This is a genomic window from Thermoanaerobacter thermocopriae JCM 7501 (assembly GCF_001310975.1).
Lineage (GTDB): Bacteria > Bacillota > Thermoanaerobacteria > Thermoanaerobacterales > Thermoanaerobacteraceae > Thermoanaerobacter > Thermoanaerobacter thermocopriae.
Genome location: NZ_BAZY01000024.1, coordinates 17,811 through 35,839, shown reverse-complemented (window position 1 = coordinate 35,839; position 18,029 = coordinate 17,811). Strand labels below are relative to the sequence as shown.

The following is an 18,029-nucleotide window of genomic DNA, read 5'->3' as shown; positions in this document are numbered from 1 at the left end:
TTCATAAAAAGATGAAGAAAAAAGCGGTTACCCGCTTATTTTAAAACCTTTAAGATTTCTTCCTTTTTAACACTTATGACCTCAACTTTTCCAAAACCTGAGGGAAGAACAAAATTTATTTTGCTTTCTCTACTCTTTTTATCAAGTTTTATAGCCTCTACGATGTTTTCTTTGGGCAAATCCTCATAGTCTGTAGGTAACCCTGTCTTTTGTATTAAAGAAAAAATTCTTTCAAAATATTTTTCATTAATATACCCTAAATCTAATGCAAGTTTACAAGCGTACACCATACCTATAGCGACTGCTTCTCCATGAATGTATTTTTGATAACCTGTTAAAGCTTCAATGGCATGTCCTATAGTGTGGCCAAAATTTAATATTGAACGCAGGTTTTCTTCTTTTTCATCAAGAGAAACAATTTTCCCTTTAATTTCGCAGGATTTTTTTATTATATGTTTTAATTTGTTTTCTTTCAAATTTAAAATTTCATGAAGATTATTTTCGATGTATTCAAATAAATCGAAATCCCATATAATTCCATATTTAATTATTTCGGCTAGTCCCCCAAGTATTTCTCTTTTATTTATAGTTTTTAAAACAGAAATGTCTATATATACCATTTTAGGCTGATGAAATGCGCCAACTATGTTTTTACCTTTTTTTAGATTAACTCCTACTTTTCCACCAACACTACTATCAACCTGAGCCAACAAGGTTGTAGGAATTTGCACAAAGTCTATTCCCCTCATGTAAGTTGCTGCCACAAATCCCGCTATATCTCCTACAACGCCTCCTCCGAGAGCTATAACTGAACTGTCTCTTAAAAGTCCATTGTCATAAGCTTTTTCAAGAAGCCTCTGTGCCATTTCCATTGTTTTACTGGGTTCTCCTGGAGGAATGACTTCATATGAAACGTTAAAACCGCTTTTTGTAAGACTTTCATTGAGTTTTTCAAAATACAAAGGATAAACAATAGAATCAGTTATTATAAATGTTTTACTGCTTCTTACATGTTTCTTTACTATTTCTCCTAATTTATCAAAAGAATCATAGGCAAAATAAATGGGATAGGACTTTTCTTTCAAATCAACTGTTATAAAATCCAAAGTTCACACCTCACACTTTTTTATTTTAATATTATACATCATTAAAGAGAAAATTCCTATATAAAAATCATAAAAAACTTCAGGCTCCGTTTTAAAAATTTTGTAAGTAAATATTATGGCTTTTTGCACTGCTTGGTCAAGTTGCGCGCTTTGTGCAAAACGTCACCTATATTGACTTCCAACTATTGGAAGTTTACACCCAAAAATTTTAGGGCAGTGAAAACTTGCCCTATCGATTCCCTACATTAATTTTTCAAATTCATCAAGCAATTTTTCAAAAACGTCCAATGCTTCGTTTACTGGTTTTGGAGTAGTCAAATCTACTCCTGCCCTCTTTAAAAGATTTAAAGGATAATCAGAACTTCCGCTCTTTAAAAACTCCTTGTATCTTTCTACGGCTTTTTTGCCTTCATTTAGTATCATTTGGGAAATAGCTATTGCAGCAGAAAATCCTGTCGCGTATTTGTACACATAAAAATTTCTATAGAAATGAGGAATCCTTGCCCATTCGTAGCTTATACCTTCATCTACTACAATATCATCGCCGTAATAGAGCTTGTTTAATTCATAATATTTTTTGTTTAACACTTCCGCTGTAAGAGATTCTCCTCTTTCTGCCATTTCGTGTATGAGTTTTTCAAACTCAGCAAACATCACTTGTCTATAAACTGTCCCCCTAAATTCCTCAAAGAAGTGGTTCAAAAGATAAAGTTTTTCTTTTTCATCTTTAGAATTTTTCAAAAGATAATCCATAAGTATAGCTTCATTGCAAGTAGAAGCTACTTCTGCCACAAAAATCTTATAACCTGCATACACATATGGTTGTGTTGCATTTGAATAATAAGTATGCAAGGAATGTCCCATTTCATGGGCAATTGTAAATACATCACTTAATTTACCATGATAGTTTAAAAGTACATAAGGATGGGTACCATAAGTCCCCCAGGAATAAGCTCCAGAAGTTTTACCTCGGTTTTCATAAACATCTACCAACGGGAATTAAACCCTTGTTTGAGTAAATTTATGTACTCATCTCCCAGCGGCTTAAGACCTTCAAGTACCAGCTCTATTGCTTCCTCATATGTAAACTTCTTATCATATTCCTGTATCAAAGGTACATACAAGTCATACATGTGAAGCTCGTCTAAGCCTAAAAGCTTCTTTTTAAGCCTCACATATCTGTGTAATACATCAAGCCTACTATGTACTGTCTCTATAAGATTGTTATAAACTTCTACACCCACATTATCTTCAAAAAGCGAGGCTTCCAATGAAGAATTATATTTCCGTGTCTTCGCGTAGAAAATATCTTTCTTTACATTTCCTGCCATTGTAGAAGCAAAAGTATTTATAAATTTTTTGTATGTGTCATACATGGCGTTAAATGCAGCTTTTCTAACGTTTCTATCTTTACTCTGCATAAAGCTATAAAATTGCCATGAGTTAATTCTACTTCTTTGCCTTCTTCATCTTTAATAGTGGGGAATCTCATGTCAGCATTATTCAACATAGTATATATATTTGAAACAGACTCTGCCAATGTTTTTGCTTCTGCTAATATTTTTTCTTCTTCTGGTGAAAGTACATGAGGTTTAAACCTAATTAAATCTTCAAGATATTGCTTATAAATCTTTAATTCTTCTAATTCCTCTATCATTTCCATTAATTTTTGTGTATCAATAGACAAAATCTCTGGAGCTATAAAAGAAGTAGCACTCATAACTTCAATGTTTAGCCTCATAGCCTTGTCAGTTAAAGCTTGATACTTGGGATTAGTATTGTCTTCATCTCTTCTCATACGGGCATAGGCAAAAATTTTACTAGCTGTCATTCCAATTTGGTCATTAAGTTTTAATACCTCTAATAAATCTCTTGAAGTATTAATTTTGCCTTTAAATTTCAGAACTTCTTCTAATAGCTCTTTTGTCTTGCTATAGTCTTCTTCCCACAAGTTCTCATTTTCATATATATCCTCAAGTCGCCATTTATACTTATCTTCAATTTCGCTTCTATCTTTTAATATCTCCACTTTAATTCCCCCGTTTCTCTTTTTCAAATACCTCTTTTTTAAGCCTTATCCCTGTAGGGGTCTTTGCAAGTCCCCCTTCCGCAGTTTCCCTTAAAGCATAGGGTATGGCTTTCCCTACTTTATACATAGCTTCTACCACTTCGTCAAAGGGTATGACACTGTCCATTCCTGCTATTGCAAAATCAGCACACATAATGGCATTAACCGCCCCAAGAGCATTTCTCTTTTCGCAAGGAATTTCTACCAGTCCTGCAACAGGGTCACACACGAGCCCTAATAAATTCATTAGAGCAAAAGAAGCCGCTGTCAAACACTGCTCCGGTGTTCCCCCCATAAGTTCTACTAAAGCCGCTGCAGCCATTGCCGACGCAGAACCCACTTCCGCTTGACATCCCCCTTCAGCTCCAGATAAAGTAGCGTTTTCGGCTATTATAATGCCTATCCCTGATGCAGTAAACAAAGCTCTTGTCAAGTCTTCATCACTCTTTCCAAATTTTCTGCCTACAGTTATAAGAGCTGCCGGAATAACTCCGCTAGACCCCGCTGTAGGAGCAGCGACAATCTTACCCATAGAAGCATTTACTTCTGTCACTGCAAGAGCAGAAGCAACAGCTTTTGCCATTGTTTCACAAGAAAGAGTATTGCCAATGATTACTCTTTCATACAGTTTTTTTGCATCTCCACCTGTTAAACCACTTACCGATTTTAAATCTTCATTTAAACCTTTATTAATAGATTCCTTCATTACAATCAGATTATTCTTCATCTTTTGAAAAATTGCATCCAACTCTTCTCCCGTTCTCTCTTGCTCTCCCAACATTACAACTTGAGATATAGGTAAATTAAATTTTTTTGTAAGTTCCAATAATTCATAACCATGATTATACTGATACATTTTGCCCCTCCATTACATAGGATTTATTATTATGGCATTTAAAATTCCATCGATGTTTTTTATGGTTTCTTTTGCAGCATCAGGTATTTTTTGGTCTGATTCTACAACCATAATAGCTTTCTCACCTTTTGAATGCCTGTATACTCTCATAAAAGCAATATTTATTTTGTAATCTGCAAAAATTTTAGTAACATTCGCTATTATCCCTGGTCTATCTATGTGATTTGTAATCAATGTTTGATATTCACCAGTAATTTCTACCTCTATGCCATTTATCTCTTTTAAAAGCACATTTCCTCCACCAATAGAACATCCTAAAATGTTAATTTTCTGTCCACTTTTGCCTGTTATTATCATTCTTACAGTATTGGGATGAGGTGATTCTTCATCACTTTCAGTGAATTTAAACTTTATCCCTTGCTGTCTTGCTATTTCAAAAGAATGAGGCAGTTTTTCATCATCTTGGGCAAAGCCCAAAATCCCGGCAACAAGAGCCTTATCTGTACCATGCCCCCTATATGTATGTGCAAAAGATTCATACAATACAAATTCCACTTGTGATATATCCTCGTCTACAATTTTTCGAGCAATTTTCGCAAGCCTTACAGCCCCTGCTGTATGAGAACTGCTGGGCCCAATCATCACAGGCCCTATAATATTAAATACACTGTATTCTCTCATACAAAATCTCCTTATTACTCAAAATATTTGTTAACCATATGATCACTTGGCTTTTTAAAAATCCCCTACACCAAAAAAGAAGTTAAACCATTTTGCTTTTTATTTTTAATTTTTTTATATTTAAGGATTTTAGCTTATTATGCTTGATTAATACCTCTTTAAAAGCTACGTCAATAGTCATGCCTTTTTGATACTTTAAATATACTTCTTTAAAAAATTCTTTACCAAATTTTTCAAATAAAAGTTCTATATATTCATCTGTATTCTCTTCATCATATGAGATTTTTCCAAAAACAAAATTTTTGCCTTCAGACAATTTTAATTTCATATTTTTACTCTTCCTTTATCAAAACAGCTCTTGCAGGGGATGCTTCAGCACCTCTAATTTTTAAAGGTGCAGTATACAAAAAATATTCTCCTTCTTCTACATCTTTAAGCCGCAGTCCCTCAAGAATAACTATACCTGCTCCTAAAAGAATCTTGTGAGTTTCATGTTCTGGCTGGCTTCTTTCAATTCCTAAGGCATCAATGCCTACACCGATTATACCTTTTTCTTTTAAAAACTTAGCACCGCTTTTATCTAAATAGACAAATTCAAAATCGAAATCCTCTCTAAAAGAATTTCTCGTTTTAAATATTATAAAGTCTCCATTTTGAATGTCTTTATTTGCAAGGTCTTCCGATGTTATTTTATCAGATATATTTGTAAAGTCAAATACTTTACATTTAGTTATAACCTTATGGAGGTCTATATTTTCTACTGTATCCCCTCCTCTAATCATATGGAGAGGAGCATCAATATGCGTTCCCGTATGCATGTCCATGCTAATACGGGACTCTGTCACATCATCCTTACCAACAGTAATAATACGTTTAGGCCTTTTTTCCTCTTTATTTTTATAAACAGTCATACTTTCTTGAATTTCCATTGAGATATCATATATTTTCATTTGATTTACCCCCTTTTTTATACATTCCACCACATTCTATTATCCTTTAATAGCAGTTCATTCGCTTCTTTAGGTCCCCATGTCCCCGGTTGATAATTAGGAAAGTCAGGCGTTTTGTCTTTCCATGCTTCAGCAATAGCATCTACAAACTTCCAAGAATATTCTACCTCATCCCATCGCGTAAATAAAGTAGAATCTCCTCTCATGACATCGTAAAGAAGTCTTTCATAAGCTTCTGGAGAATTACTAGAAATCTGGCAATTTTGACAAAAATCCATATCTACAGGTTGTATGGTGATATCTCCTGCCCCAGGAACTTTTGCATTAAATTGAAGCTTTACACCTTCCTCAGGTTGAATTTTTATAACTAATAAATTTGGCAATAAATTTTTATATTCTTTAAAATACAAGATTCCTGGCAACGGTTTGAACTGTATTACAATTTGTGTAGACTTTTCCGGCATTCTTTTGCCTGTGCGAATATAGAAAGGTACTCCTGCCCAGCGAAAATTTTCCACATGCACTTTCAAAGCTACAAATGTCTCTGTATTAGAAGTAGGGGAAACTTTGTCTTCTTGTCTATATCCTACATATTGCCCTCTCACAACATTTTTCTCAACAGCCTCGCGAGTAAATATCTCTAAAGACTTCAGAACTTTTACCTTCTCATCTCTTATAGACTCTGTATCGAGATTTACAGGCGGTTCCATTGCCGTTAAAGTTAGAAGTTGCATCATGTGATTTTGTACCATATCTCGTAAGGCCCCAGCTTTTTCATAATATCCACCGCGATTTTCTATTCCGACTGTTTCACTTGAAGAAATCTGAACATTATCAATATACCTTCTGTTCCATACGGGCTCAAAAAATACATTAGCAAATCTAATTACCATTATATTTTGAAGCATTTCTTTTCCCAGATAATGATCTATCCTATAGGTATTTCTCTCTGTAAAAACATCAGTTATCATTTTATTTAATTTCCGCGCCGATTCCAAGTTTTCTCCAAAAGGTTTTTCTATAACCACTCTTTGCCAAGAGGTCTCATTATTTACCATGCCGTGCCTATAAAGTTTTTCAACAATTATACCAAAATATTCTGGAGCTACTGCAAGATAATATATCCTATTGCCTTTTGTATTATATTCTTCATCGAGGTCCTTTAAAAAAGAACTTAGCTCTATATATCCATTATCGTATACAAAATCAAACCTTTTATAAAATATCCTCTCACTTAAATTTTGCCAAACTTTCTCATCAATGTCAAATCTCGAATAATTTTTAATTGACTCTAATACTTCGTTTCTATATTGTTCTTCTGTTCTATCTCTCCTTCCTATGGATACAATAGCAAAATTTTCAGGAAGAATTTTTTGGTATTTCAAATTGTACAAAGCAGGCATAACTTTTCTGTGAGTTAAATCCCCTGTCCCGCCAAATATAACCATTATATTAGATATATTATTTTTAACCATATAAACCACCTCGTGTTAATTCTTTTCCACCGCATGTCCTCCAAACTCATTTCTCAAAGCAGCTACAACCTTTCCTGCAAAGGTATCTTCTTGCTCTGAACGATATCTCATAAATAAAGACTGTGCAATTACAGGCACTGGCACTTTGAGGTTTAAAGCTTCTTCTACCGTCCAGAGTCCTTCTCCAGAAGAGTGCATTATTCCTTTTATCCCAGATAATTTAGGGTCTTTTTCAAAAGCTTTTTCCATAAGCTCCATAAGCCATCCGCGAATTACTGAGCCATGGCTCCAAACTCTAGCCACTTCTTTTAAATCAAAATCAAACTGACTCTTCTCTAAAACTTCAAAACCCTCTCCTATAGCCTGCATCATTCCGTATTCTATGCCGTTATGAACCATTTTTGCAAAATGTCCTGAACCGTTTTTTCCTGTATGTAAATAACCGTTTTCCGCACTTATATCCCTAATTAGAGGTTCAATATATTTAAAGACCTCATCTTCTGCTCCTATCATGGTACAAGCCCCATGCCTTGCTCCTTCAATTCCTCCGCTTGTTCCAACATCTACAAAATCAATTCCCTTTTCTTTAAGCATCTCATACCTTCTTAAAGTATCTTTATAGTAGGAATTGCCGCCGTCTATTATGATGTCATGTTCTTCAAGCAAGGGAACTAATTTTTCTATCATTTCGTCAACAGGGTCTCCTGCAGGTACCATAAGCCATATTATTCTTCTTCTTTCAAGGTTTTTTACTAAATCTTCAATTGTATAAGCTCCTTTTATTCCTGCCTTTTCAGCCTCCTTTATTTTCTCAGGTGACCTGTTATATGCCACTACCTCATGCCCATGGTCTTTAATATTTAAAGCAAGATTAAATCCCATTCGTCCTAATCCAATTAAACCTACCTTCATATAAATCCTCCTTAATAATAATTATTGTTGTATAATATTTTTTAGTTGAGGGTGTTATATAATTATATCATACATTTTAAAATTTTAAATTACGAAAATCACATGCTTTCATTTAAAAAACAGGGAAAAACCCTGCTTAATACCTTTACACTATTATTTTTCCGTGTTTTTATTTACAATATAACAAAATTTAAAAGGGACCTATTTTAGTCCCTTTTACCTTATTCTTAAATACACTTTTAAATAATTTATCATATTTTTAGCATTTTCTTCATATGTGTCTATATAAATATTTTTTCCATCAATTGTATAGCTAAAATCCGTAAAACCTTGATTCATAAGGTACTCCTTTACAGAATTTTTCCCTAAATCCCCTTGCGCAATAAGAATTTTATCTCCTACATATTCTTCATTTACATATATACTAAATGTATCTGTTGGTACTTTTAAATTTGCATTTCCATTATCTGATGAAACAATTATACCGGGCGCTAGGGAATTTTGCCCGTATGGATAATTCAACATGAATATCACCTCTACTTTATTTTACTCAAAAGAATTTAACATATTCTTAACAAAAAGTGGATTGTTTTATAATCTACCATCATTTATAATAACTTGTGAATAAACGAAAAAGAGGGATGTTACGTGTCAAAAAATAAAAAAATTTTGTATTTTATATGCACTGGCAATTCCTGTAGAAGTCAAATGGCAGAAGGTTTTGGCAAATATTATGGAAAAGATGATTTTGAAGTATATAGTGGTGGTGTAGAAGCTCACGGTTTAAACCCAAAAGCTGTACAAGTTATGAAGGAAATAAGAATTGACATAAGCAATCAAACTTCCGATTTATTGGATGAAAATATCCTTTTTAAAGCAGATTATGTGATAACTTTATGTGGTGATGCAAGAGATAAATGTCCTGCTTTGCCTCCTTCAATAAAAAGCCTCCATTGGGACTTAGAAGATCCTGCAAGAGCAACAGGCACAGAAGAAGAAGTTTTAAATAAATTTCGTGAAATAAGAGATATAATCAAAGAAAATGTAAAAAATTTGATAGAAGACATAAAAAAGCACTCGTACTAATCACGAGTGCTTTTAAATTATAAAATTCCAGCCTCTTCATGTTTTTTCACTATTTCCTCAGCTAATTTATCAAGAGCCTTAAAGTCTTCTTCTTTTGGGAATCCTTTTATGAAAATTGGTGAAATAACCTCTACTTTTAAATTGGTAATCATTTGAGAAAGCTGATCTTGTGCCCTGCTACCCCAATTATAAGAGCCTATAATTGAAACAAACTTTGTCTTTGGCTTTAAAGCATTGGCCAAATAAGTAGCATAAACCACCATTGGATGAGCACCGGTAAGTACTGTTGGAGTACCTATAACTATTGTAGCAGCATCCACTAATGCCATAGCCAATTCACCTATATCTGTAACAGACAAATCAAAAGGCTTTACAATGACGCCCTTTGCCACAAGAGCAGTCTGTAGGTATTCCACCATTTTTTTCACACTGCCGTGCATGGTAGCATAAGGTATTACGACTATATTTTTAGGTTCTGCATTAACCCATTCATCATAAGCATCTAAGATAAATTTAGGGTTATTGTACACAGGACCATGACTGGGAGCAATTATATCTATATCTAAATCTTTTATTTTCTCTAAGTCCTTTTCTATAAAGTTTCTAAAAGGCATCATTATTTCTGCATAGTACCTTTTTGCTGCCTCATACACTTTGCACTCATCTGTTGCATAAAGTTCAGAAGTTGCAAGGTGGGAACCTAAAAAGTCACACGTAAAAAGGATTTTATCTTCTACAAGGTAAGTAAACATTGTTTCTGGCCAATGTACCCACGGGGCATGTATGAATTTTAACGTCTTTCCTCCTAAATCTAAAGTTTCACCGTCTTCTACAGTAATAAATTTGTCTTCAGGTATTAAAAGTAAATCCATTAAAAAAAGTTTTTGCTTTAGGAGTACATATCACCTTAGCCTCTTTATATTTCTCAAGGACTAAAGGAATACATCCCGAATGGTCTTGCTCTGCATGATGCGCTATTATATAATCAATTTTTTCTACATCCTTTAACTGTTCTATCAAAACATCTGAAGTCATTGGATCTACAGTATCCAAAAGGGCTATTTTATCCTCTCCTTCTACCAAATAAGCATTATAACTCGTACCATCTGGCAGGGGTATTAAAGAGTCGAATAATCTTCTCTCCCAATGTACTGCGCCAATTTTACTTACTCCTGGTTTTATAGCCATTGCTTTCATCGGTATTCCTCCTATTTGTTAATTTCTCAACTCTATTATAGCAAATAATTTTTTATAAAAAAATAGTTTTTCTTGCAAGTTTTTATTATATGCATTGTTTTACCAAACTTTTATGTAAGAAAACAATAAAATTTGGCAAAAAATAATAAATGGTATTCCTATTGTAAATAATTTATGCCTCGTCTTATGTCTAAAAAAATACATGCCGAGCCATACGCCTATTGAACCACCAAATAGTGCTAAAAAGAAAAAGGTCTTTTCACTTATTCTCCAAAGTTTATGTAGCGCTTTATACTTATCAATACCCATTAAAACAAAAGAAAATACATTTAAAGTTAATAAAGCAATTATTTCAATCTTGTTCATTATAACACCTCATAACAATTATACCACTTTATAAAAGGTATAAAAACTCAAAATATAGCTATCATAAAACTATGAAAAATATTGAGAGGTGTTGAAATGGTTACCTTGACTGCATCCCACATAGCATATCTAATAATGATTTTAATTATATTGATTTTACTTTTAATGAGAAAAGATATAATTCTACCCATAATATTAGCAATATTTTTAATTGGATTTCTATCAACTGGAAATATCTTAAAAGCCGTTCAAATACTCTACACTGCAATTTTTGTGTCAGGAAAAAGGCTATGGCAAATTATAGTAATAATATCACTTATAATATCTATGTCAAAAGCTTTAGATGATATAGGCGCAGATATAATCATAACTAAACCATTTATAAAATATTTAAAAACTCCTACTTTTTCTTTTTGGATAATCGGCTTTTTAACGATGTTTTTATCATTTTTTATATGGCCTGCACCTGCAGTGGGTTTACTCGGCACAGTCCTCATCAATCCCGCTTTAAAATCGGGTATTAACAAAATAAGTCTTGCCTCTATTGTTTCAATTTTTGGCTTTGGGGTAGCATTGTCAAGTGACTTTTTCATACAAGGAGCTCCCTCTATAACAGCCAGGGCAGCAGGCATACCAATCCTCACATTAATATTGACAAGCTTACCTATCTGGCTACAGCCTCAACTGTAAGCATTCTTATACTTTATTTTATTACATTGCAGCAGAGTAAAAAACAACAGCAAAACAATCATTTAGACATTAATAGCGTTGACAAACCTTTTCCTCCTTTTAGTAGTGTGGTGGTTTCAATAATCGCAGTAGGACTTTTTATTTTAGACATAATTTTGATGATGTTATTTAGAATTCACTCTAATGCGGCCACTGCCTTAATAGGTGGAACATCTATAATAGTTTTAATCGCATCTACTATAGTCCAAAAAAATTTTTTAGCCAAAACCCGTGAATACTTAAAAGAAGGTTTTATAACTGGAATGAGAACTTTTGCCCCAATTATAGTCATCAGCGCCTTTTTTCTTCTTGGAGAAACAAGCATGGCAAAGGAAGTTATAAGTCCTCATGCAAAAGGATATCTTGTAGATTTAGGAATGTATTTATCTCATCACATTCCATTAAATAAGTACACTGTTTCTTTATTAGAATTTTCATTAGGAGTTCTAACCGGTTTATCCGGCTCTGGATTCTCAGGCCTTCCTTTAATAGGTGCTATCGCTAAAACTTTTTCTTCAACTTTAAATTTAAACCCAGCAATTTTAGCCTCTATAGGACAGATAACCGCAATATGGACAGGAGGAGGTACAATAATACCTTGGAGTATCGCAGCTGTTTCGACAGTACTAGACGTAGAAGCTGAAAAAATCGCTAAAAGAAACATGTTACCTGTAATAATAGGCCTTATAGCATCATATTTCGTGACAATACTTTTATTATAATTACAAAGCCGAGGACTAAACCTCGGCCTTTAAGATATTCCTCTCATTATCAAATTCATCATACTGTCTTTTTCTTCATCGGTCATTTTTTCCCACGTCGCCTCAAAAATCACCCCCAATCCTGGTATTGCATTTTCCTCTTTGCTGTCAACAACCTCCTGTATAAACCCTTTGATTTCCTCTTTTGTTTTTCCTTTTAAGTTGTCAAGCACAGCTTTCTTTATGTCCATAACATACCTCCAATTGTAAGATTCACTAATATAATTCCCAAAACAAAAAATAATAAACAAAACAGTTTGTTGACAAAGTAAAAAATTTTTTAAATAGGATATTTTGCATCGTCACTCCGGTGTTCCAAAGCGACAAAACTAAACTCGACCCTCGGGTTCCGCAGGTTCCGCACATTCGACCTCCTTGTCTTAGTGCCCGCCTCCGCCATCCTTGGCTTCGGCCCTGCCTCCACCCTCGGTCTCATTAAGTTTTGTTATCGCTTTGTCACAAGTCGCACCGATTGCAAAATATCCTATTTCCGAAGTTTGTCTATAGTCTGAAAGTTCCTGAGAAGGAACTTAACCCTATATGACATGGAATAAATATTTAAGAATCAACAAAATCACTATACCTGCTATTCCAAAAACTCCTGTAATGAATGAAGTAATTATATTGACAGGCAAGTAAACCCCAAATAGAACACCAAAAAAATTAAAAAATAAAAGCATCACAAAACCCACTAAGGCATTTAGTACAAATTTTAACATTAACCTTAGAGATTTACCTAAAATCCATAAAATAAAAATTATGATTAAAATAGCAATAATAAAAGAAAAAGTACCTTCTACCACTATACAATCACCTCTCATATTTTGATTAAATTATATCATATTGCGCAAGTTAAAAATAATTAAATTTGTATTTTTTTAATTGATTAGTCTTTATTAATCATATAAAATAATAGAGGTTACAAAATTTAAGACAAAGGGGTATGGTAATGGAACTATTAATTAAAGCTTTTATAATGGGAATAGTGGAAGGATTAACTGAATTTTTACCCATTTCTTCCACAGGACATCTCATCATCGTAGGCAACTTTATACATTTTACAGGCAACTTCGCCACAATGTTTGAAATCGTCATTCAATTGGGTGCTATCTTAGCAGTTGTATTCTACTACAGAAAAAAAATATTTGCTTCTCTTAAAAATTTGAAACCCGGAAGTTGGGGATTTAATTTGTGGTTCAAAATCTTTATAGCCTTTATACCAGCAGCTGTCATAGGACTACTTACTCACAAATACATTGAAGAGCATTTATTTTCGCCCTTCACTGTAGCAATTGCCCTTATCGTAGGTGCAATAATGATGATAGTTATAGAAGATGCTTTCGGAAAAAGGTATAAAATTGACAACATGGACAAAGTAGATACAAAAAAATCTTTGTTAATAGGCATAGCCCAAATTATGTCCCTGTTTCCAGGAATGTCACGGTCGGCGTCTACTATAATGGGAGGTATGCTCGCAGGATTGTCAGTTAAAGCTGCAGCGGAATTTTCCTTCTTTTTAGCAATACCTACAATGTTTGCTGCAACGATTTTTTCTCTTTTGAAGGCTTTAGCGCCATGTCTTTATTGGAATGGGAAGCCCTGACAGTAGGCTTTATCATGTCATTCTTAACAGCTTTATTTGTCGTCGATAAATTCTTATCTTATCTTACCAGGCACTCTTTAAAACCTTTCGCTTATTATAGATTAGTTGTAGGTGTATTGATGATATTACTGGTAGCGCAAAAAATAGTAAAATAAATCGAGAGATAGGCCGTATGTTGGTCTATCTCTCTTTAACTCAGTTCTTCATAGACTTTTGAATACACTTCATAATCTTTATCGCTAAAAAGTATAAATCTCACTTCCTTTATGTCGCTACCTTCAAGATAATCAGATACTACTCTTAAAGCTATTTTTGCCGCTCTTTCTATAGGAAAACCGTAAGCTCCTGTGCTTATAGAGGGAAAAGCTATAGTTTTTACATTGTATTCATCCGCCAATTTAAGGCTTTCTATGTAAGCACTTGCTAATAAATTATCCTCATTATGATTGCCGCCTTTCCAAATAGGTCCTACAGCGTGAATCACATATTTAGCCTTTAAATTACCTGCTCCAGTTATAACCGCATGACCTGTAGGACAACCCCCTTGTTTTTCTCTTATAACTCTGCACTCCTCAGCGATAGAAGGGCCACCCGCTCTATGAATAGCTCCGTCTACCCCACCACCTCCAGACAAAGAAGAATTCGCAGCATTCACAATAGCATCTACTTCTTGATCCACAATATTCCCCTTTATTAATTTTATTCTCTCTTTCATTTCATCACCCTAATTTTAATTTTTATTTACGCTTAAAATTATATCACAAAAAACTGATATTTTCACGACATTGTGTTTTCATATTTTCCGTAAATTTATTCCCTTTTTTCTAAAAGATTTATCAAAGTAACCAATTTACCTCTAAAAACAAATTCACAAAATTAATTTTGCATAATAAGTTTGTTCTTCTCCATGAAGAAAAATTATTATTAAATTTTCTTTTTTAAAATCTGCTGTCACATCGTGTTTAAAAAATTCATAAGTCACTCTCTTTGACAATTCAAGATTGGAAAGTCCAACAGCTTGTGGAAGATTTCTTTTCAACCAATTTTCATCTTTAAGATACTTTTTAAAAATTTCTTGACCTTTCTCATATTTTTCTTTTACACAATCAGGTAAATCTTTGGCAACATTAAAATACAAAAAATCAAATTTTATAATGTCTTTTATTAAATCCTCATTAACATCGAGTGTCTCAATAGAAAATTTATACAAAATATCGTATAAAGCTTTTAATGAATGATTTGTATATAATAGCTTGTTTTCTTTCCAATACTTATAAAATTCAAGATAAAAGTCAAACGGCCTTTTAAAGTTATTCTCCAAATATTCAAGAGCTTTTTTAAATTTACCGGAATTATAGTATTTGTTCAAAAGAAATGCTATACCTTTTAAAATAACTAACTCTTGGTAACTAATATCCTTTGTATATAAGACCTCATATGGAGGTTTGCTATTATAAACTATATTAAACTCCTCTACTTTTCTCTTTAAAGGGGTACCTTTTAAAACTTTTAAAAATCCCAGCTGTATTTCATCAGGTTTTAAATTATACACGTCATCAAAAGCTTCACTAAAAGTTTTAAAGCTATCTTCAGGAAGTCCCGCTATCAAATCTACATGCAGTTTTATTCCCGCCTCTTTAAGCAGTTTTATTCCTCTCAAGGATTTTTCAACGGCAGTAGTACGAGATATCTTTTTTAAGCTATTCTTATTTGTAGTCTGAATTCCTACTTCAAACTGTATTCTTTTTTCCAACCCTTTTAATTCTTCTATAAACTCTTTATCTACAAGCTCAGGGTTAACTTCGCAGTGAAATACAATATCTCCACCTATTTTTTTCATAATGTTTAAAATTTCCTTTGCCCTTTTTCTGTTTGCATTAAAAGACCTATCAATAAGTTTTAATATTTTCACTCCCTTATCCACAAACCATTTTAAATCTTTTTCCACTTTTTCAATGCTTTCATATCTCAACTTGTTATCAATAGAAGAAAGACAATAAGCACATTTAAAAGGACAGCCTCTTGAAGTTTCATAATATGCAAGTTTATTGCTCAAGTCTTCCTCTCCCTCATAAGATATGGGAATTTCATCTAAATTGACATAATCTTTTTGCGGTTGAATTATTACTTGTCCATTAAATTTGTAACTAATTCCTGAAACATTTTTTATATTTCTTTTCCCTTCTAACGCCTCCAGTAATTCTTTAAAAGCAATTTCCCCTTCCCCCAAAACTATGTAATCTACAAAGCCTTTTGACAAAAGATAATCTACATCATAAGAAGCTTCAGGCCCTCCTAAAACTAATATTGTCTTCGGAAGAATTTTTTTTATATTTTCAGCCAAATTTAATGCTATTTCTATATTCCATATGTAACAAGATATACCTACTACGTCTGGTTTCTTTTCAACAACACTTTCTAGCATAAAATCTGTACTATCATTTATAGTAGTTTCAAAAATCTCTATATCATAAGGATGACAAAACTTTCTTATATTTCTTATAGCAAGATTTGTGTGATAATATTTTGCATTGATTCCTACAAGAAGTGTTCTCATATATATCCCTCGCATTTTACTACATTTTACAAATATATAATATAAACATTTGCACAAAAAAGCAAATAATTTTCGTATTGTAATATAATATTGTTAAGTAAAATTTTGTGAAAGGATTGAAGACTATGGCTTTTATAAAATTCAACAAATTTTGGCTAATACTTATATTGATAACCACAATTTTCTCTACTCTATACCTTTATTATACATTATTTCCAGGAAATACATCTGATCAAGTCTACAAATACTTTACTCCTGCAGAAATAGCAAAAGCGCAAAAATATCATAGAATAAATCGATTAATTTACATAACTTCCTTTTTGACAAAAACAATTTTTTTGATATGGTTTGTATTTGGGAATAATGCTATTAAGCTTTCATACTATACCGAAAAATTAGCTTCAGGTAAATACTATGTGAATGTCTTTTTATATTTCATTGCCTTATGGGTAATTTTAAGGTTAATATCTCTACCCTTTAGCCTTTTAAGCCATTCTGTTCAAGTAGAATGGGGATTTTCTGTGCAGACAATAGCTTCTTGGTGGAACGACTATTTAAAAAGCGCGGCTTTAGATTTTACCTTTTCCTCAATAGGGGCATTGCTCTTATTTGCAGCTCTAAACAAGTGGCCTAATAACTGGTGGTTAAGTGCCGCCATTTTTCTAACAATAGTTATGTTTGTGCAAATTTACGTCTATCCTACTTTTATAGCACCTTTATTTAATAAATTTACCCCAATCAAAGACCAAAAAATAATAAACATGGTAAAGGAAATATCAAAAAATGCAGGAATAAAAATTGATAAGATTCAAGAAATGGATGCAAGTAAAAGGACTACTCTTGCCAACGCCTACTTTTATGGATTTGGGAAGACAAGTAGGATTGTATTGTATGATACACTACTAAAAAATTATCCAGAAGAGGACATAAAGGCAGTTATAGCCCATGAAGCAGGACACTGGAAAGAAAACCACGTATTAAAAAGTATGTTAATAAGCATAGTGGGACTTGTAATAAGTCTATATTTTCTTAATATTTTAATTCACTCAAGCTTATTTCTCCCTCATGGTAAAAGAATGACTCCTGCAGTTTTAGCAATGATATATTTGTTTGTACTGCTTATAAATTTTGATACTAACCCAATACAAAATTACATATCAAGGCAGATGGAAAAACAAGCAGATTTATTATCTGTAGAATACCTTCATAATAAAGAACCTGTAATAAAACTTCAAATTGACCTTGCTAGAAAAAGCTTATCGGATGTAGCTCCGCCACCTTTTATAGAATGGTTTTTTTATTCTCATCCTTCTGCAATGCATAGGATTAAATTGGTAGAAAAGGTAAATGTAAAATAAGGCACTTAAGTGTGCCTTATTTTTATGAAGCTTTTTCTTTTTCAACCATTTCAATTGCACCGTGAGGACAATATCTCGTACAAACACCACACCCTGTGCATTTTTCTTCATCAATACTTATGTTTATCCTAAATGCCCCTCCAAACGTAACTTTAAAAGCCTTAAATTTACAACTCATTGCTGCTGGACAAAAAGGTGACCTGTCGCATATATTTTCATTGATTCTTGCTACTCTCATGATTCTACCTCCATTATAAAAAATACTCCCCCTCTGTTTAGGATATCATGTATACATTATACACAAAATTTTATATTTGTCAACAT

Annotated in this window: 16 protein-coding genes and 4 pseudogenes; 4 read left to right on the top strand and 16 right to left on the bottom strand. The window is 33.0% G+C overall.

Features of this window, described 5'->3' with window-relative positions:
• Positions 1-35 precede the first annotated feature (35 nt).
• From aroB to JCM7501_RS09325, 9 genes and pseudogenes are all read right to left on the bottom strand, one after another.
• Positions 36-1,106 carry a 3-dehydroquinate synthase gene (gene aroB / locus JCM7501_RS09365; RefSeq protein WP_028992541.1) on the bottom strand — a complete coding sequence of 357 codons (1,071 nt, stop codon included), beginning with the start codon at positions 1,104-1,106 and terminating at the stop codon, positions 36-38.
• Positions 1,107-1,346: 240 nt separating this feature from the next.
• A pseudogene (pepF, locus tag JCM7501_RS09360) lies at positions 1,347-3,135 on the bottom strand (oligoendopeptidase F).
• Position 3,136: 1 nt separating this feature from the next.
• Positions 3,137-4,030 (bottom strand): L-serine ammonia-lyase, iron-sulfur-dependent, subunit alpha, encoded by an 894-nt coding sequence (gene sdaAA, locus JCM7501_RS09355; RefSeq protein WP_012995043.1) that lies wholly within the window; start codon positions 4,028-4,030, stop codon positions 3,137-3,139.
• A gap of 12 nt (positions 4,031-4,042) precedes the next feature.
• Complete coding sequence (sdaAB, locus tag JCM7501_RS09350) at positions 4,043-4,711, bottom strand: L-serine ammonia-lyase, iron-sulfur-dependent subunit beta (protein WP_028992542.1); 669 nt, start codon at positions 4,709-4,711, stop codon at positions 4,043-4,045.
• A gap of 82 nt (positions 4,712-4,793) precedes the next feature.
• Positions 4,794-5,039 carry a hypothetical protein gene (locus tag JCM7501_RS09345; RefSeq protein WP_013150213.1) on the bottom strand — a complete coding sequence of 82 codons (246 nt, stop codon included), beginning with the start codon at positions 5,037-5,039 and terminating at the stop codon, positions 4,794-4,796.
• 4 nt (positions 5,040-5,043) lie between these two features.
• A complete protein-coding gene (locus JCM7501_RS09340) occupies positions 5,044-5,661 on the bottom strand; it encodes a cyclase family protein (protein ID WP_012995040.1) in 618 nt (205 codons plus the stop codon).
• A 17-nt stretch (positions 5,662-5,678) separates the two neighbouring features.
• Complete coding sequence (gene zwf, locus JCM7501_RS09335; protein WP_028992543.1) at positions 5,679-7,136, bottom strand: glucose-6-phosphate dehydrogenase; 1,458 nt, start codon at positions 7,134-7,136, stop codon at positions 5,679-5,681.
• Positions 7,137-7,151: 15 nt separating this feature from the next.
• A complete protein-coding gene (gnd, locus tag JCM7501_RS09330; protein WP_012995038.1) occupies positions 7,152-8,048 on the bottom strand; it encodes a phosphogluconate dehydrogenase (NAD(+)-dependent, decarboxylating) in 897 nt (298 codons plus the stop codon).
• Positions 8,049-8,264: 216 nt separating this feature from the next.
• A complete protein-coding gene (locus JCM7501_RS09325) occupies positions 8,265-8,573 on the bottom strand; it encodes a hypothetical protein (protein WP_012995037.1) in 309 nt (102 codons plus the stop codon).
• A 123-nt stretch (positions 8,574-8,696) separates the two neighbouring features.
• Between JCM7501_RS09325 and arsC the strand changes: the two genes are divergently transcribed.
• Entirely contained in the window at positions 8,697-9,134 is a 438-nt protein-coding gene (arsC, locus tag JCM7501_RS09320; RefSeq protein ID WP_028992544.1) for an arsenate reductase (thioredoxin), read from the top strand.
• 17 nt (positions 9,135-9,151) lie between these two features.
• Here arsC and JCM7501_RS09315 read toward each other — a convergent pair.
• Together JCM7501_RS09315 and JCM7501_RS09310 are read right to left on the bottom strand one after the other, a co-directional pair.
• Positions 9,152-10,331: pseudogene (locus JCM7501_RS09315) on the bottom strand (FprA family A-type flavoprotein).
• A 99-nt stretch (positions 10,332-10,430) separates the two neighbouring features.
• Entirely contained in the window at positions 10,431-10,697 is a 267-nt protein-coding gene (locus tag JCM7501_RS09310; protein ID WP_028992545.1) for a DUF1294 domain-containing protein, read from the bottom strand.
• A gap of 96 nt (positions 10,698-10,793) precedes the next feature.
• Between JCM7501_RS09310 and JCM7501_RS15960 the strand changes: the two are divergent.
• A pseudogene (locus tag JCM7501_RS15960) lies at positions 10,794-12,148 on the top strand (hypothetical protein).
• A 29-nt stretch (positions 12,149-12,177) separates the two neighbouring features.
• Here the strand turns inward: JCM7501_RS15960 and sspI are convergent.
• Both sspI and JCM7501_RS09295 read right to left on the bottom strand, forming a co-directional pair.
• A complete protein-coding gene (gene sspI / locus JCM7501_RS09300; protein WP_013150206.1) occupies positions 12,178-12,378 on the bottom strand; it encodes a small acid-soluble spore protein SspI in 201 nt (66 codons plus the stop codon).
• A 345-nt stretch (positions 12,379-12,723) separates the two neighbouring features.
• The gene (locus JCM7501_RS09295; protein ID WP_028992740.1) at positions 12,724-12,993 is read right to left on the bottom strand and encodes a pro-sigmaK processing inhibitor BofA family protein; all 270 of its coding nucleotides are present in this window, start codon (positions 12,991-12,993) and stop codon (positions 12,724-12,726) included.
• A 143-nt stretch (positions 12,994-13,136) separates the two neighbouring features.
• Here JCM7501_RS09295 and JCM7501_RS09290 point away from each other — a divergent pair.
• Positions 13,137-13,945, top strand: a pseudogene (locus JCM7501_RS09290) (undecaprenyl-diphosphate phosphatase).
• 35 nt (positions 13,946-13,980) lie between these two features.
• On the opposite strand, the gene JCM7501_RS09285 reads toward JCM7501_RS09290, so the two are convergent.
• Positions 13,981-14,505 carry an O-acetyl-ADP-ribose deacetylase gene (locus tag JCM7501_RS09285; protein WP_028992739.1) on the bottom strand — a complete coding sequence of 175 codons (525 nt, stop codon included), beginning with the start codon at positions 14,503-14,505 and terminating at the stop codon, positions 13,981-13,983.
• 153 nt (positions 14,506-14,658) lie between these two features.
• Positions 14,659-16,347, bottom strand: coding sequence for a B12-binding domain-containing radical SAM protein (locus JCM7501_RS09280; RefSeq protein ID WP_028992738.1), 1,689 nt, complete (start codon positions 16,345-16,347; stop codon positions 14,659-14,661).
• Positions 16,348-16,472: 125 nt separating this feature from the next.
• Between JCM7501_RS09280 and JCM7501_RS09275 the strand changes: the two genes are divergently transcribed.
• On the top strand, positions 16,473-17,705 hold the full coding sequence (locus JCM7501_RS09275; protein WP_028992737.1) for a M48 family metallopeptidase: 1,233 nt from the start codon (positions 16,473-16,475) through the stop codon (positions 17,703-17,705).
• A gap of 22 nt (positions 17,706-17,727) precedes the next feature.
• Here the strand turns inward: JCM7501_RS09275 and JCM7501_RS09270 are convergent, their stop codons facing one another.
• Complete coding sequence (locus JCM7501_RS09270) at positions 17,728-17,943, bottom strand: ATP-binding protein (protein WP_013150200.1); 216 nt, start codon at positions 17,941-17,943, stop codon at positions 17,728-17,730.
• Positions 17,944-18,029 lie beyond the last annotated feature (86 nt).